Here is a 15,095-nt window from a genome sequence, read left to right as displayed (position 1 = left end):
TGTTTCTGGTTTTGTGGGCACGGTCAAAGGACGAACGGCTATCCGTGTTTTGAACCGATTCCGTGAGTTGAAGAAAAAGCCCTATTGGGGCAATCATTTCTGGTCGAGAGGATATTGCGTAGACACAGTGGGACTCGATTCCGAAATGATTCGAAAGTACGTCAAACATCAGGAGCAGAAGGAACGGGAATCCGAGAATCCCCGTTACTGATAACATAGTAAAATGGGGGCAACTCAACTTTGCCCTCTCAGAGGGCAAAGCAATTTTATCCCCTTCCAGGGGTTAATCCCAAAACCGGCCCCTCAGGGGTCGGTTTTTTATTTCAATTCCTTACTGGATAACTTCAAAATATGCCTGGCGATGATCAAATGCTGGATCTGGCCCGTCCCTTCAAAGATGTCCATAATCTTCACGTCGCGCATCCATTTTTCCGCAAGCTCCTTGGTTGTGAACCCCAAGGGGCCCAACAGGTCGCAGCATTTCTGGGCGATTAGCGTGGCAGTGCGCCCTGATTTAGCCTTGGCCATGGAGGCTTCCACGTTATTGGGCAGGTCCTTGTCGGCCATCCAAGCGGCTTTATAGGTCAGCAGGCGCATGGCTTCCAGGTTGGCCTCCATCATCAGGTATTCCTTCTCCATGGCGCTCAACTGATTGGGCGTTTTGTGGTAATCCGGCTCAACGCCTTTTTCGGCCATTTTATCCTTTACAAGGTCCAAGGACGCGCTGGCCAGGCCGTTGGCCATGGAGGCCACCATGGGGCGGGTCATGTCAAAGGTTTTCATGACGCCTTTAAAGCCTTCGGAGGTCTGTTTGATTTCCGGATCGCCCAGGATGTTTTCCTTGGGAATGCGGCAGTCGGTGAACACAAAGGTTCCCGTGTCCGAGGCGCGTAGGCCGCATTTTTTTTCCAGATGCTCCAGCTTCATGCCCGGATTGCCTTTTTCCACCAAAAAGGGCTTGATGCCCGCCTTGCCCAGCAACTTGTCCAACGTAGCCCAGACTACCACTGCATCGCAGCGGTCCGCGCAGGTGACGAAAATCTTCTCCCCGTTGATCACCCACTCGCCGCCGTCGGCGTCCGCCGTGGTTTGGACGGATCCGGCGTCCGAACCCGCCCCGGATTCCGTGTTGGCGAAGGCGATCCATTTGCCGCCCCATTTTTCCACCTGCTCGTCCGTACCCACGGCCACCAGGGCCGCGTTGCCAACCCCTGCATTGGGGACCGACATCAGCAGGCCGCAATCCCCCCAGCACATGGCTTCCACACTGAGAATCTGCCCCAGCGCCGGGCCGGACCTGCCTTTGTCCGGCGAAGCAGGGGAGGGGGCTTCTTTTTTATTTTTGGATCGGGAAAACAAGGGCGCGCCCCGGAATACATCCAGCTCCTTGGGATATTCGTGCTCGGCCTCATCGTATTTTCTGGAAATGGGCCGAAACATGCTCTTGGCGACCATTTTAATGTTCTGCTGCAGCTTGACCATGTTTTCGGAAAGTTCCAGATTAATCATAATGTCCTCCTGGATGTTTGAGGCCTGCATATTGGCGAATGGATTCCTTGGAGCGCTTTCCAAAGGAGGATTCCGCCCGGCCCTTTTTCATGTGCACAGGCCGGGCGGGCTGGAGGATGGCAAATCCTTGTGACTACCCCCTGGGAAATGGTTAGGTCACAAGAGGTTGAAATCCCATGGCAAAGCCCATGTCGCCGTCCATGGTGATCTGGCCGGACATGAACAGCGTGACCGGACTGGCTTCTTTTTTCATGATGGCGGCGGAATCGCTGGTCTTCATGTTCATGGTGCAGGCCGGGGACTGGGCGCCGTTGAAAACGGTGGAAATAGTGTAGCAACTGCCGTCGTCATTGGCCAGGTTCACTTTCATGGCGCCGCTTAACTGCTTGAGCGTGGAAACCTTTTGGGCGCTCATGTCCGTGGACATGCCAAGGAGCATGTCCAACTCCCCCTGGGCGATCATCTTTTGCAGGTCATTGTCGGAAATGGCCATACGCACGTTGGGGGAGGGCATATCGCCTTCCGAAACCGTAATGTTCACCCCGTCCTTGATGACAAAGCTGTATTTGTCCGACGAGGTTTCCACGGTCATGGTCACCTCCGTGCCGGACAGTTCGGCGATTCTTCCTTGTTCTTCCAGGGCCTTTTTGGAGATATCAGGCATGACAACGGTCAAAAGCTCCTTGATGCTGATGTTCGTCGGTACTGCCGCCATAACGCGCCTCCTTGTTTAAAAGGTTTTAACTCCAATCAATCCTTTCTATACATCCCCACCACGCAGCAGCCGCCAAGGCCGATGTTGTGCTGAAGAGCCGTCTTGGCGCCTTCCACCTGCCGCACCCCGCACTCGCCTCTTAACTGCCACGTCAGCTCGGCGCACTGGGCCAGGCCGGTGGCGCCCAAAGGATGCCCCTTGGACAGCAGGCCGCCTGAGGGGTTGGTCACATACTTACCGCCGTAGGTGTTGTCTCCGTCTTCGATAAATTTCTCCGCCGTGCCTTCCGGGGTCAGGCCAAGGGCTTCGTAGGTGATGAGTTCGTTGGCCGTAAAGCAGTCGTGAAGCTCCACCACATCCACGTCTTCCGGCCCCAGGCCGGCCTGTTCGTATACCTCCTTCGCCGCCGCCGCCGAAAGATCGTAACCGCAAATGCGCATGGGGCTGGCGCCTTCGAATGTGGACGCGAAGTCGGTCTTCATGGAGTGACCTGCAATGTAGACCGGATTGGTTATGTTGTGCTTGGCCGCGAAATCGTCCGAGCAGACAACGGCCGCCGCCGCTCCGCACGTAGGCGGACAGCATTGATAGCGGGTTAACGGTCCGAACTGATGGGGCGAATCCATGACTTCTTCCACAGACAGTAAATCCCGGAATACGGCCCGCTCGTTATGTTGGGCGTGCTTCCTGGCTTTGACGGAAATCTTGGCGAAGGTTTCGTCCGGGGTTCCGTATTTTTGCTGGTACTCCATGCCGGCCCCGCCGAACAGCATGGCGGCCGGAGCGGAACCCGGCTTGGGCGGTTGAAATTCAAAAAGTTTGGCGAAAAACATTTGCATTGGGATGGGACGGTCGTTAAAAACAACCCCCAGGGCGCCGGGCGTCATTTGTTCAAAGCCCAGGGCCAGGGCGCATTCCACCACGCCGGTCGCCACGGCCTGCCTGGCGAGAAAAAGGGCGTTGGACCCCGTGGAGCAGTTGTTGTTCACGTTAAACACGGGAATGCCGGTCATGCCGAAGTCGTAAAGCACCATCTGGCCTGCGCAACTGTCGGCGTATACCCATCCCGTGTAGGCGTGCTCGATTTCCTTGAAGTCCACGCCCGCGTCCTTGAGAGCGTCTCCCACGGCTTCCTTGCCCATGTCGGTGTAGGGAATTTTTGCCTTGGGCGTGGTGAATTTGGTCATTCCCACGCCGATAACGTTGACTCTTCTCATGTGCATGTCTCCCGTTCAGGTTGGCGCCCAGGGCTTCCTGTCCAATGATCTCCTGGGTGGTTTTGAGATTGAAATGCTTGACATTGAGGGTGCATGCCGATAAGATTTCATCGGCTGGATAAATTTCATCTATCGGATGAAATTATTTTTGTCAAGAAATTATTTGATAACATGCCTTGAATATGGGTAACTATGCCCTTGGGGGGATCTCGTCCGGTTGGGGAATAATCCGGACTGGACGAATGTAAGCGGCCGGCGGAGAAGCAATTCCCGCCAGGACCTCCGGAAAACATTGAGCGGCCTTATAATTATTGAACCGTATTTGGGATCAGGCTTTGGTGCAGGGTGGAAGAACACTGAGAAAGAGATAACCATGACCCCTTCAGGAAGAAAAAAATCAGGACCGGCCAAACCCTCCAAGCGTCAGCAAAAGACCGAGGCCACCAGAAAGCGGATAGCGGACGCCGCCAGGCAGGTTTTCACCAATTACCCCTACGACGCGGCCAGCATCAGGATGATCGGCCAGGAGGGGGGATTCAACCATTCGTTTGTGCGCTACCATTTCAAGTCCAAGGCCAAATTGTTCGAGTCCGTAGCCAAAAGCCTCATCGGAGAGTACTACCAGGCCTCCGGCGAAATGGTCATGGAGTTGAACGGCCCTTTGTACGAGAATACCAAGACCCTGGCCGAACGATTCGTAGGCTACGCCTTTGACAATCCCGACGCCTTTTACATCATGATGCTGAACATGGGCGCCGTGGACAACGTCAAGGACGCCTTCCCCGGCATGGAGCATTTGCGGGGATTCCACGAAGACACCCTGGCCCTGTTCGCCGCCAGCGGCTATTTTAAGGCGGACATCAAAGATATCAGCCAGGTGTTTTTCTGCTCCAGCATTTTGCTCGCCAATTGCGTGGGGGCGGCCAATTTTTACGGCAAGGTTCTTGAGATCAACCCCAACGACCCGGAGTACAGGGAATGGGTCAAGGACTTGTTTGTGTTTGTGCTGTATCCTTCGGTGAAAAGGCTGTTTTTTGCCAAATCGAGAAGAAACGGCGCCGACCCGCTCGGGGCGGGCAAGGGCGCCTTGCTGCACAGCGCCAGCGCCGTGAGAAAACGCATCAAGGGCGCGGCCAGGAACGTCATGTCCTTGGGGCCCACCAGCCCGGCTTTTAAAAAGCTGCTTGCCGACATCGAGAAATCCGCCCTGAGAATCCGCAAGGGAAGGATAACCACCCGGGTTCGCAGGGGAGAGACCAAAGGCCAGGCCACCCGCCGGAGGATCATCGCCGTGGCTCGCCGGGTGTTTTCCAAATATCCCTATAACGCGGCCAGCATTCGAATGATCGGGGAGGAGGGAGGCTTTGACTTCACCCTGCTGTACCATTACTTCCCCAAAAAGGCGGAACTGTTCGAGGCGGTCACCAGCCAATTGCTGGACGAGTTCCGGACCGCGGTCACCGATATCATCAAGGAGCTGGACAGCCCGTCCATGCACGAGAACATGACCCGTTTCGTGGATAAAACCCTGGATTACAGCTTTGAAAATCCGGACGTCATGATGGGATGCATGCAGAACATCGCCCAGTTGGATAAGTTCGAGGACATGCCCGGCTTTGAGCACCTCACCCGGTTTTTGCTGGAATCTCTGGAACTGTTCAAGGAATACATGCCCCTGCCCGAATCGGACGAAAGGGTGCGCATGTGGCTGTACGGCTTTGGAACCGTGGTTTTCAGTTGCGTGGGGGCCGCGTCCTATCACGCCCAGGTTTTGGGCATGGAGCCCAAAGGCCCGGAGTACCGGCAATGGGTCAAGGACACCCTCATGAACGTGTTCTACCCCTGCATGAAGAGTCTGCTTTTTTCTGATAAATAACAAATCGTTTCAGAACGTCAAAACCCGGCCGTGCTCAGACCGAAGCATGGCCGGGTTTTTTGTTTCTTTAAAAATGCGTTCCCATGCTTTGCGTGGGAATAAATATTGTAACATATTGAAAACATTTTTATTTCAATGACTTTATTGGGTTTGATTATACCGGGGTTGCGTTATCACGGGGACTGAGGGAACCGAAAAATCGGTAATAGGGGAGAACAAATTCCAATGGAGAGGGCCAAGAAGCATTATCCTTATCCGTCGTCCTCGCGCACGCGGGGAACCAGGTGTAGGTCCTGCCCACAAAATTAATGACGGCCCGTCATCCTCGCGCACGCGGGGAGCCAGAGTCGTTGAGTTTTACCTGTTCCCATGTTTCAGGTGAGGTAAATAAAAAACGCTTAGCGCCTTTTTTGGGCGCCCACAGGGGGGCGCATCTACACAGTATTCATGGCGAAAGTAAGCAAATGTGTAGTCGCAGGCCCCCGTGCCTGCTTTTTTTTGTTGATTTGCCTTGGCGACATAATCGGTGAAGGAAATAACGCAATCGATCCGATATTTCTATTTGATACACTATAGCAAAAAAGTAAGAGAGGGGCTTTTGCGGAGAATCAACTTCTTTCGTAGCCCAGGCGGAAGGCCACGTAATACTTGTTGACGTTGGCCACGTATTCCACGGTTTCCCGGCCGATGTCCATGGCGGCCATTTTTTCCACGTTGTAAAACCATTTGTTGGGGTCGAGGCCCTGGAGGTCGGCTTCCCGCCGCAGGTGATTGATGCGCCCGGGGCCTGCGTTGTAGGCGGCCCAGGCGAACAAAACCCGGTCTTCCGGGGAGATGTCCGGGGAATTGAAGTAATGCTCCCTCAGAAAGTAGAGGTACTTGGCGCCCGCGTGGATATTGTTTTCCAGGTCGTTAATATCCGGGATGCTGACCACTTTGTCCGCCGCCGTACTGGGCAGGATTTGCATGACGCCCACCGCGCCCTTGCGGCTGGTCTTGGTATGGTCAAAGCCGGACTCCTGATAGGCCTGGGCGGCCAGGGCCAGCCAGTCAAAGCCGTATTCATCCCCGTATTTTTGGAAGAGGTCTTCCAGGGGGGAGAGCTTCTCCTGATCCTGGGGCGAAATGGAATTATTGATCCAGGACGCATTTTTATAATAGCGGTCGTAAAAAATGTTGCCCATCAAGGTCCCTTTACGATGGGACCGGATGAAGTCATTCAACTCCGCCCGAAGCTGATGGGTGTCCTTGCGTACGGCCCAGGCGATTTTTCCGCCCGTATTCACGGCGAGATCTTCGTGCACCCGGATGTCAGGCAGGGCCCTGGCCCAAAGTGCGGCGATGTGGCTGTCGGCGACGGTGATTTTTATGACCCCGGAGTTCACAAGCTCCAGGATGTCGTCCGTATTCAGGCTGGGGTCGCCCCGGACGATTTTGATGGGCGGAAGATTTTTGGATGCCAGGGAGGCGTTCAGCTTGTTCAGATGCTCGGAATAACTGCTGCCGGGGCGGACGTAAACCTGCCTGCCGGAAAGGTCTTCCAGGCTTTTGAGGTTTTTAACCTCCCGGTTGACCACAACCACCTCGTTCACGTTCCGAATATAAGGCTGGGTGAACCGGGCCTTTTTCGAGCGATCCGGAGTGATGGTCATGCCGGCGGCCACCACGTCGCCCAAGCCCTGGTTCAGCTTATCCATCATTTCGTCAAAAGGCGTTGGGATGAAAAACACACGGATTGGCCTTTGACTGGGCGACAGGTCCTTATTGACTTCTTTTTCAAACTCCCTGAAAAGCTCGTATTCAAAGCCCCTGATTTCGCCGTGGGAAAAGAAAAAGTTGGTGCGACCCATGCTGATGAGCACCCGGAGTACGCCTCGCTCCCTGATTTCGTCCAGATCGCCGGTAAATTGCTCCTGGCGGAGGGAATTGACAAGGGTGAGGTAGTCGCACTCCTGGTCGGTCTGGCGGACTCTGGAATCCACGTCGTTCTTGCGGTCAATAACCCAGGCGTCCAGGGCGGCCAGGTTGACGTCGTCCATATCTCCGGCCGGATCCTGGCGTTCGTTTGTTCTTTCCAGTTCCAGGGCCGGTTCTCTTTCCGCGGCGTCGGTCAGAGCCGTGGATTCTTCCGGAGTATCGTCCGGCAGAGCGGGAGGCAAGGGATTGCTGGGCGGCAGGGCCGTCAGAAAGAGCGTGGCGGCCATGGGAGGATGCACAAACACCAATCCGGCAATAGCCACAGCTACAAAGGCCAGCTTAACCGATTGATTTTGCGTGGGTCCCATTTGGTATCTCAGTGCTGTTAACATCTATAACGCCCCGGTTGCTTTCATGCCGAGGCAATAGTCCTCCGCACCATATTAAAATCGCGTTCGTTTTCAACGCAATTTTAATATGTCCCTTATTCCTTCAGTTTTTCCTAAAATCAACTCACACTATTTACAGAGCTCTCATCCATTCGGGCTTGAGGGCGACCTTGCCGTCCAACGCCTTGTTGATGAGGGCCAGGGTTTTTTCTTTGTCCTCGGGCATTTTGGCCCGAATGGGCAAATAATTGGATGCATGATTCGCGTGGAACAGTCCATTGGTCAGATTGGTGTTGGCGATCATGGTTCCCAGTTCGGTCAACACTTCTTCCGGCTCTAAAATCGGAAAGTCTCCCGCTTCGTACTCTTTATACAACTCCGTGCCGGGCACGATCATGAGGCTTAACGCCCCAACGTATTCAGGGTCTATGGCGCTTAGCACCTTGCCGGTGGCGACGGCGTGCTCCTGGGATCTCTCTCTGCCTGCCAGCCCGACCAAAACCGTAATGGAAAGTTGAATGCCCGCCTCCCGGCACTTTTGGCCCATGGCGATCATTTTTTCCGAATCGCAGCCCTTGCGGACATGCTTCAAGGTTTGGTCGTCCCCTGTTTCCAATCCCATATAGGCAATTTTCAGGCCAAGCTCCCGCAACTCCTTGAGCTCGTCCAGGGTTTTCATGGACAGGCTTTTGTGATTTGCGTAAGTACCTACACGGGTTACCCACGGAAGCTGCCTTTTGATTTCCGTTAAAAATTTTACCAATCTTTTTTGGGGAATGATCAAAGCGTCCCCGTCACATAGAAAAAGCCTATCCTGACGCCGGCAATATTGGGCGGCGAAGGCGATGTCCTCCATGATGATGTCGTCGGACTTGATTTTAAAGCGTTCGCCTTTATAAGCCGCGCAAAAGGTGCATTTATTATGGGAGCAACCTACGGTTGCCTGCAGCAGGATGCTGTTCGCCTCGCTGGGCGGCCGGATCATGTTGCCTTCATAATGCATATGTTTTTTCCTTATCGTCAAAAAATTGAACAACGATGTTTTCCGCAACAAGCTAATCATTGTCCCCGGTTTTTCAAGTCTACCCGGCCTCCATTGTCAAGGCCGAATTTTTCCACGACCATGGCCGTCAAGATATCGAACACCTCGGCGCCGGTCTTGTCCGCCAGCCGGTCGCCATTGACAATCGACTTAAATAATTCCCGATTTTCTTTGTTGGAGATGTCCATGGGCTTCTCCAGCCAGAGGATTCTGGCCGCCCCTTTGTCAAAAATCAGACAGGGGCCGAATAGGGGCTTTTTCGGGTCCGAACGGTCCAAAACCCCCTTGGCGACCGTTGAGTTCTTCCTTCTGGTCCAGGGATGGTCCGTAAACCCCAACAACTCCGAAAACATGGCCGCGCCGTCTCCGATTCCCTGCAGGTCCAGGCCGGCCAGGGCTTTGACGGAAAGAGCCCTGATTTCTTCTATGTCGGACTTGTCAAAAGAAAGGTCTACATCGCCCATGATCATGCCGACCACATGATCCACGGCGTCCTGGCGGCGGCTGATGACCACATCCTTGTCCGACAGGATTTTCCGGATATTGCGGATGTTGACCATTTCCTTGACCACGGGATTTTTCCGCATGGCCACGTCTTCCACCGTAGTACCTTTATATAAGGCCAGTTCATTGTCCATGACCATGATCAGGCCCTGGGGATCGTCGGGGGCGAGCACTTGGAATTCCATATCCCGGGCTTCGGTCTGGCTGAAGCCCAGCATGCCAAGCAGGCTGCGCATGGATTCCTTGTCCACCTTGGCTTCGGCTCCTGGGGGGCGGATGCTGGACCTGACGGATCGGGCGAGGGCGTCCACTTGGATTTTTTTCAGCAGGCGTTGTGCAAAACTCATGGCTTCCTCCTAAGGAAATCACCCGGGTTCAAGAACACTATATCCAGGTAAAGTTAACACAGGGCCGGCGGATTGTAAACTTGTAGAAAAGCGGGCTTTTTATTGACGGAAAAGGGTTTTTGCTGATAAGTATGGCGCACTGGCAAGCCGCAATCCCTCATGGTTTTCACCTGAGGGCGGAGCATTAAAATTCCCCTACAAATCAATGCGGGGCTGTATTGAAACCTTTAAAAAACGACCCATACGCCGGACGCCGCAAACACATGGTCCGATCCCAGATTCAGGCCCGCGGCGTCAGCGATCCCAAGGTTCTGGAAGCCCTGGACACCGTGCCCAGGCACATGTTTGTGAGCGAAGCTTTGCATGATCAGGCGTATCAGGACTTTCCTCTGCCCATCGGCGAGGGGCAGACCATTTCCCAGCCCTATATCGTGGCGGAAATGACCCAGGCGCTGAATCTCACCAAAGAGGATCGGGTGCTGGAAATCGGAACCGGGTGCGGGTATCAGACAGCCATCCTGGCCCAACTGGCCTACAAAGTGTACACCATTGAACGGATTCGCAGCCTTTTCATCGGCGCACGAAAGACTTTCGACGAACTGGGCTTTCACAATATTGTAGCCCGGTGCGCCGACGGAACCCTGGGCTGGCAGGACGAAGCGCCCTTTGACGCCATTATCGTCACCGCGGGAGCGCCCATAACCCCCATAGCGCTTATCAGCCAACTGGCCATGGGGGGGCGGCTGATCATTCCGGTGGGGGACCAAAGCGTACAATCCTTAAAAAAAATCGTGCGGGATGAACACGGGATTCACGAATCGGACCTTGGCGCCTGCCGATTCGTTAAACTGGTGGGAGAGCAGGGGTGGAGGGATTGATCGCCTTTTCGCATCCTCAACCGGACAGGGGAGGGCGAGCCTGACGAACGCCCCGTCCCATTCTTTCACAGGACAGCCTATTTATTCCATTTTTTCAATCCATCAGGAAAGCGGGAGAACATGCTGAAGCGTTTGTACAATTGGGTGATCGGATGGGCGGAAAGCCCCCATGGCGTTTGGGCCCTTGCCATTCTGGCTTTTGCCGAGTCCTCGTTTTTTCCCATCCCGCCGGACGCCCTGTTGATTGTACTGGCTCTCGGCATGCCCAAGAAGGCTTTCAAATTTGCGGCGTACTGCTCCGTGGGCTCCATCCTGGGCGGCATGTTCGGCTATTTTCTGGGTTGGCAGTTCATGGACGCGGTGGGATTCAAGATCATTGAATTCTATCACCTGACCGATAAATATGCCCACGTGCAGGAACTCTACGCAACCTACGACGCCTGGATTACGTTCGCGGCCGGATTCACGCCCATCCCGTATAAGCTGTTCACCATTGCAGGCGGGGCGTTCAAAATCAATTTTCCCGTGTTTTGCCTGGCTTCGGCCATTTCCCGCTCCGCCAGGTTCTTTTTGGTGGCTGCCTGCTTCTACTATTTCGGGCCGGCCATCAAGCCTTATATCGATAAATACTTCAACCTGCTGGCCGTCATTTTCACCATTATGCTCATCGGCGGGTTTGTATTGATCAAGTACCTGATGTAAATGGATGGATTATGAACGGCGCCCGCCAAAAAGCATTGAGTCCCGGCTTCCGCCCCAAGGTCTTATGCCTGTGCCTCGTTATTATTATTGTGAGCGCAAGCCGGATTCAGGCCAGGGAGCCGTCCCTGGACTTGGACGCGTCCAAAGACCTGCCCCAGTCCATAGCCCGGTTATTGGGGCCCAAAGATTCCCTTTTGGCGGAAAACTCCAAGGGGGAGATCCTCTATTCATACAACCCCAACGCTCTGCGCACTCCCGCCTCCACGTTTAAAGTCTTTACCAGCCTGTTGGCCCTTAAGAAACTGGGTGAGGATTTTCACTTTAAGACGGAAATCTATCAGGACGCGGAAGGCAACCTGAAAATCAAGGGATACGGCGATCCCCTGCTCATTTCCGAAGTGCTGGAGCCCCTGGCCGGAGAAATCGCCTCCCGAACCAAGTCCTGCAAGCAAATCGTGCTGGATTCCTCCTATTTTAAGACGCCCCTGGAAATTCCCGGGACCGGATCCACGGCCAACCCCTACGACGCCCCGGTGGGCGCTTTGTGCGTGAATTTCAATACCGTGTTTTTTACCTATGACGCCAATGGAAAACTGGTCTCCGCCGAAGATCAGACCCCGCTCATTCCATTTGCGGAAAAAATCATTCGCTCCAAGGAACTTCCCAGAGGCAGGGCTTTGCTGACTCAGGAGCATGAGCAGACCACCCTTTACGCCGGGCATCTGCTCCGCTATTTTCTCCGGGAAAATGGCGTGAAATGCGGCGAGGTCGTCCTTGGAAGGGTGAAGCCCGAGGATAAGCTCCTGTTTGAGCATGAGTCCCCATACTCCCTTACCGAGGTCGCGGGAAAAGCCCTGGAATTTTCCAATAATTTTATTGTGAACCAGATTTTTCTGACCGCAGGCGTTCACGAAAAAGGCGCGCCCGCCACGCTGGAAAACGCGGTCAACACGGCCCGGGAATTCGCCGCCAAGGAATTGGGAATCAAAGACCTGATCGTGGCCGAAGGCTCCGGCCTGTCCCGAAAAAATCGGATTACAGCCTCTCAGATGATGAAGGTTTTGAGGGCTTTCCAGCCTTATCAAACCCTGATGCATTATGAAGACGGAGTCTGGTACAAAACCGGCACCCTCCACGGGGTTCGCACCCTGGTGGGCTACATCCCCGAGGGCGACTCGGACGGCCTGACCCGGTTCGTCATCTTCATCAACACCCCCGGCGGCTCCGCGCAAAAGGTTTTAGGCAGGATTTTACAATCAAATTAAAATGTTAGAATGAAATAATTTTACTTGGAGCGAGCGGGGCGGAGAAAGTGTATTCGTATTGTAAAGATGCCCTTTTGCCGCTTCCAGGTTCAGGACAGAAGAGTTATATCAAGGCGCCTTCAAGCAAGTAATCATATTCCAGGGCGAGTCTAAAAATGACGATGGGTCCCGGCTTGCGGACGATTCTGAAAAAGGATCGCCCTTGCCGGGATGACGGCCTTTTTCACCTGACGAAAGTCCGGAAGGCGCTTTCCTGAAACTGGGACCCAGCGTTGTGGAAAGGAGGCTGGATATGGATAAATTGTCCTAAAACTGAATGAGTAAATTGCTCGAATGACCGTAACTTGGTATCGGCGCCTATCGACACGGCATCTCTCAGGATTGGATAACTTTGCCGACAGCGGATTGATTTACGGAGTTATGCAGGAGTATACTTGAAATAGGGGAGGCGACTCTTTGGTAGGGAACAAAATTTCTAATCCAAAAGCTCCTTGACGGTGCTCAGCAGCACGTCCCTTGTTACGGGCTTCTCCAAGGTGACGTTGGCGCCCAGGGTTTTGGCCATTTTCAGGTATTCGTCGGAAGAGATGCGGCCTCCGCCGGAAACTGCCACAATTTTGACGTTTGGCGAATTTTTGCGCGTTTCCACAATGGTCTCAATGCCGTCTTTGTCCGGCATGATGATGTCTACAATCAGGATGTCTGCGGGCTTTTCCTTGAATAAACGAATCCCTTCATCGCCGTCCTGGGCCGCCCGCACAGAGTATCCGGCCCTTTCAAGCGTCATCTTGAATATGGTGCATATTTCTTTTTCATCGTCGATAATCAAAATTTCTGGCATATCCAACTCCCAAAAAAAAGGCGCTGACCTTTAGTAATCCAGGGCGCGGAAAAAGCCTCTTTCGCCTGAAAAGCGAAGAAAAGCCGCCTTAGGGACTGGGAAAAGGCCTCCCGCTGCATTGTGAAAACTCACAGGTAGATTTATGCAAAGCGCATGCCGGTTTGCATGGAGTTTTTTGAAGGATGATTGGTGAATGTTGTTAATCGTTAGGGAAGTTATAAGCGTTCCGGAAAGCTGGCTATCTTTACAGCGTTATCCCTCTTGTCAGGCGCCGGGCAGCCCGAGCTTGGCCTCAATGATGGTTAAATCGTCTCCCAAGCGGTCGCCCCCCGTTAATTCCGTGACATGCGAGATCAGGGCGTCCAGAGCTTCCGGGTTGGCGCACGCCTGGGTCTCCATGTAATGGCAAAAGCCTTCCATGCCCCAGAACGCACCGTCCGGCTGGGTGATTTCAAAAGCGCCGTCCGAGAAAACGTACAGGCACCCAGGATTTTCCAGGACGGCGGATTCCTGGCCGAAGGAGGCGTCTTCCCGCGCACCCAGAATGATATTCTTTACGGACAGATTTTTCGCCCTGGGCGGCTGCCCGGGAATGTGCTCCATGAACAGGGCGGGGGGATGGCCTCCGCTGGAATACTTCAACTCCCGGGTCTTCCGATTGTACACGCCGTACCACATGGTGAAAAACATAAAGTCGTGCTTTTCCCCGGGAAAGGCCTTGTTCAAGGAATCCAGAACCTGCGCCGGCTCCCGAAAGTCCGTGTCCGGCAGGGTTCCGGACCGGATCATGTTCACCACGGAGACGGACAGCAGGGCCGGGCCCACCCCGTGCCCGCTCACATCGATCAGGTACACGGCGAAGTGGTCGTGGTCCAGCCATTGGTAGCCGAAGGTGTCTCCGCCCAGGGTTTCCGCGGGAAGAAACTTCCATTTGGCGGCCACGCCCTTGTCGCTGAAAGGCTCCGGCAAAACCGACCTGACATACTTGGCGGCCGCGGCCAGTTCGTCGTTCAATCTTCGCAAGGCGTGATCCCTTTGATCCAGGGACTGCCGCAAAAGGTCCTCCGCCTCTTTCTGTTTGGTCAGATCCACGATGAAAGCGCCATTGCCCAAGATCCGGCCAAGGTCGTCCGTCAGAATATTGCCGTGCACGGCCACCGGGATTGTTCCGCCTCCCTTTTTCAGCAGGGCGCCTTCAAAGCGGCGGTCCCGGGACATACGCATTTCAGGATGCCGGGTGACAATGCAGGATTGGGTCTGGTCGTCGTAAATTTCCCACATGTACTTGCCCGCCAATTCCCCCGCCGTAAACCCGGTCATCCGGCACAAAGCGTCGTTCACGTCCTTGATCACACAGTCTTCATCCCCCAGCACAAACCCCTCCTGCGTGGATTCCAGCACCCGCCGGTACAGGGTTTCCCGATATTCCAGCCCGGCCACATAATTGTCATAGCTGGGATTTTTTGGCTTGTTGAAATTGCCGGATTCCGTCATATTGCGCCGCCTGTAAAAAAAATTAGGGTGACCTCAACCCTTAGTATAAGATATACCGTATTTTTCATATTGCTACCATATTCTTTGACAAGGGACAAGGCGCCGCAGGGCCAACGCAAGTAAAGAATCCGCGTGTGGCGTTTCGTGTTCAGTGAATTTTACGAAAACACAACCTCTTGTAAATACTCAACGTCCATTGCCGCATTCAGCCTCTTGGTTTTTATACTTCCTTTAAAGGATTTGTCTTTTTTCAGCAAATTCAGGGCGATATGTCTTAGCGCCGCCAAGTTTTCAGGGGCGTGCCCAGCCCTGATCCGGCTTTCATCCTCCCGGAATGCAATGTCCAGGACCCAATGGACCGAATTTTCTATGCCCCAATGATTGCGAACGGCCTCCCCA

14 protein-coding genes are annotated in these 15,095 nt (G+C 54.1%); 5 read left to right on the top strand and 9 right to left on the bottom strand.

Going from position 1 to position 15,095, the window contains the following annotated elements; genetic code table 11:
* Nucleotides 1–211, top strand: a 211-nt coding sequence (locus BUE18_RS26395) for a transposase (RefSeq protein WP_139264974.1), incomplete at its 5' end; no start/stop codon positions are given.
* A gap of 107 nt (nt 212–318) precedes the next feature.
* Here BUE18_RS26395 and BUE18_RS26390 read toward each other — a convergent pair.
* The 3 genes from BUE18_RS26390 to BUE18_RS26380 form a co-directional block, all read right to left on the bottom strand.
* Complete coding sequence (locus BUE18_RS26390) at nt 319–1,509, bottom strand: acyl-CoA dehydrogenase family protein (RefSeq protein ID WP_073479127.1); 1,191 nt, start codon at nt 1,507–1,509, stop codon at nt 319–321.
* 151 nt (nt 1,510–1,660) lie between these two features.
* The gene (locus BUE18_RS26385) at nt 1,661–2,224 is read right to left on the bottom strand and encodes an SCP2 sterol-binding domain-containing protein (RefSeq protein ID WP_073479126.1); all 564 of its coding nucleotides are present in this window, start codon (nt 2,222–2,224) and stop codon (nt 1,661–1,663) included.
* Nucleotides 2,225–2,259: 35 nt separating this feature from the next.
* Nucleotides 2,260–3,441 (bottom strand): lipid-transfer protein, encoded by a 1,182-nt coding sequence (locus tag BUE18_RS26380; protein ID WP_073479125.1) that lies wholly within the window; start codon nt 3,439–3,441, stop codon nt 2,260–2,262.
* Nucleotides 3,442–3,814: 373 nt separating this feature from the next.
* Between BUE18_RS26380 and BUE18_RS26375 the strand changes: the two genes are divergently transcribed.
* Entirely contained in the window at nt 3,815–5,317 is a 1,503-nt protein-coding gene (locus tag BUE18_RS26375; protein WP_073479124.1) for a TetR/AcrR family transcriptional regulator, read from the top strand.
* 608 nt (nt 5,318–5,925) lie between these two features.
* Here BUE18_RS26375 and BUE18_RS26370 read toward each other — a convergent pair.
* The 3 genes from BUE18_RS26370 to BUE18_RS26360 form a co-directional block, all read right to left on the bottom strand.
* Nucleotides 5,926–7,602, bottom strand: coding sequence for an MltF family protein (locus tag BUE18_RS26370; RefSeq protein WP_073479123.1), 1,677 nt, complete (start codon nt 7,600–7,602; stop codon nt 5,926–5,928).
* A gap of 154 nt (nt 7,603–7,756) precedes the next feature.
* A complete protein-coding gene (locus BUE18_RS26365) occupies nt 7,757–8,626 on the bottom strand; it encodes a radical SAM protein (RefSeq protein ID WP_073479122.1) in 870 nt (289 codons plus the stop codon).
* A gap of 56 nt (nt 8,627–8,682) precedes the next feature.
* Nucleotides 8,683–9,516, bottom strand: a complete 834-nt coding sequence (locus tag BUE18_RS26360; protein ID WP_073479121.1) for a hypothetical protein — start codon at nt 9,514–9,516, stop codon at nt 8,683–8,685.
* Between the two features lie 218 nt (nt 9,517–9,734).
* Between BUE18_RS26360 and BUE18_RS26355 the strand changes: the two genes are divergently transcribed.
* The 3 genes from BUE18_RS26355 (at nt 9,735) to BUE18_RS26345 (ending at nt 12,361) form a co-directional block, all read left to right on the top strand.
* Entirely contained in the window at nt 9,735–10,394 is a 660-nt protein-coding gene (locus BUE18_RS26355) for a protein-L-isoaspartate(D-aspartate) O-methyltransferase (protein ID WP_139264972.1), read from the top strand.
* A 120-nt stretch (nt 10,395–10,514) separates the two neighbouring features.
* Nucleotides 10,515–11,096, top strand: a complete 582-nt coding sequence (locus BUE18_RS26350) for a YqaA family protein (RefSeq protein WP_073479119.1) — start codon at nt 10,515–10,517, stop codon at nt 11,094–11,096.
* 11 nt (nt 11,097–11,107) lie between these two features.
* Entirely contained in the window at nt 11,108–12,361 is a 1,254-nt protein-coding gene (locus BUE18_RS26345) for a D-alanyl-D-alanine carboxypeptidase/D-alanyl-D-alanine-endopeptidase (protein WP_073479118.1), read from the top strand.
* A gap of 475 nt (nt 12,362–12,836) precedes the next feature.
* On the opposite strand, the gene BUE18_RS26340 is transcribed toward BUE18_RS26345, so the two are convergent.
* The 3 genes from BUE18_RS26340 to BUE18_RS26330 form a co-directional block, all read right to left on the bottom strand.
* Nucleotides 12,837–13,202, bottom strand: coding sequence for a response regulator (locus BUE18_RS26340; protein WP_073479117.1), 366 nt, complete (start codon nt 13,200–13,202; stop codon nt 12,837–12,839).
* Between the two features lie 264 nt (nt 13,203–13,466).
* Entirely contained in the window at nt 13,467–14,696 is a 1,230-nt protein-coding gene (locus tag BUE18_RS26335; RefSeq protein ID WP_073479116.1) for a SpoIIE family protein phosphatase, read from the bottom strand.
* Between the two features lie 158 nt (nt 14,697–14,854).
* Nucleotides 14,855–15,095: ISAs1 family transposase (locus BUE18_RS26330; protein ID WP_139264970.1), on the bottom strand; the 241-nt coding region annotated here is incomplete at its 5' end.

The organism is Desulfatibacillum alkenivorans DSM 16219, from assembly GCF_900142135.1.
Classification (GTDB): Bacteria; Desulfobacterota; Desulfobacteria; order Desulfobacterales; family Desulfatibacillaceae; genus Desulfatibacillum; species Desulfatibacillum alkenivorans.
Note: the sequence above shows the minus strand (reverse complement) of the source record. Positions and strands in the feature narration are given on the sequence as shown.

Bases quoted from the DNA above. Each gene is read 5' to 3' on its own strand.
- BUE18_RS26390 (WP_073479127.1), bottom strand. From the start codon at position 1,509: ATGATTAATCTGGAACTTTCCGAAAACATGGTCAAGCTGCAGCAGAAC.
- BUE18_RS26385 (WP_073479126.1), bottom strand. From the start codon at position 2,224: ATGGCGGCAGTACCGACGAACATCAGCATCAAGGAGCTTTTGACCGTT.
- BUE18_RS26380 (WP_073479125.1), bottom strand. From the start codon at position 3,441: ATGAGAAGAGTCAACGTTATCGGCGTGGGAATGACCAAATTCACCACG.
- BUE18_RS26375 (WP_073479124.1), top strand. From the start codon at position 3,815: ATGACCCCTTCAGGAAGAAAAAAATCAGGACCGGCCAAACCCTCCAAG.
- BUE18_RS26370 (WP_073479123.1), bottom strand. From the start codon at position 7,602: ATGGGACCCACGCAAAATCAATCGGTTAAGCTGGCCTTTGTAGCTGTG.
- BUE18_RS26365 (WP_073479122.1), bottom strand. From the start codon at position 8,626: ATGCATTATGAAGGCAACATGATCCGGCCGCCCAGCGAGGCGAACAGC.
- BUE18_RS26360 (WP_073479121.1), bottom strand. From the start codon at position 9,516: ATGAGTTTTGCACAACGCCTGCTGAAAAAAATCCAAGTGGACGCCCTC.
- BUE18_RS26350 (WP_073479119.1), top strand. From the start codon at position 10,515: ATGCTGAAGCGTTTGTACAATTGGGTGATCGGATGGGCGGAAAGCCCC.
- BUE18_RS26345 (WP_073479118.1), top strand. From the start codon at position 11,108: ATGAACGGCGCCCGCCAAAAAGCATTGAGTCCCGGCTTCCGCCCCAAG.
- BUE18_RS26340 (WP_073479117.1), bottom strand. From the start codon at position 13,202: ATGCCAGAAATTTTGATTATCGACGATGAAAAAGAAATATGCACCATA.
- BUE18_RS26335 (WP_073479116.1), bottom strand. From the start codon at position 14,696: ATGACGGAATCCGGCAATTTCAACAAGCCAAAAAATCCCAGCTATGAC.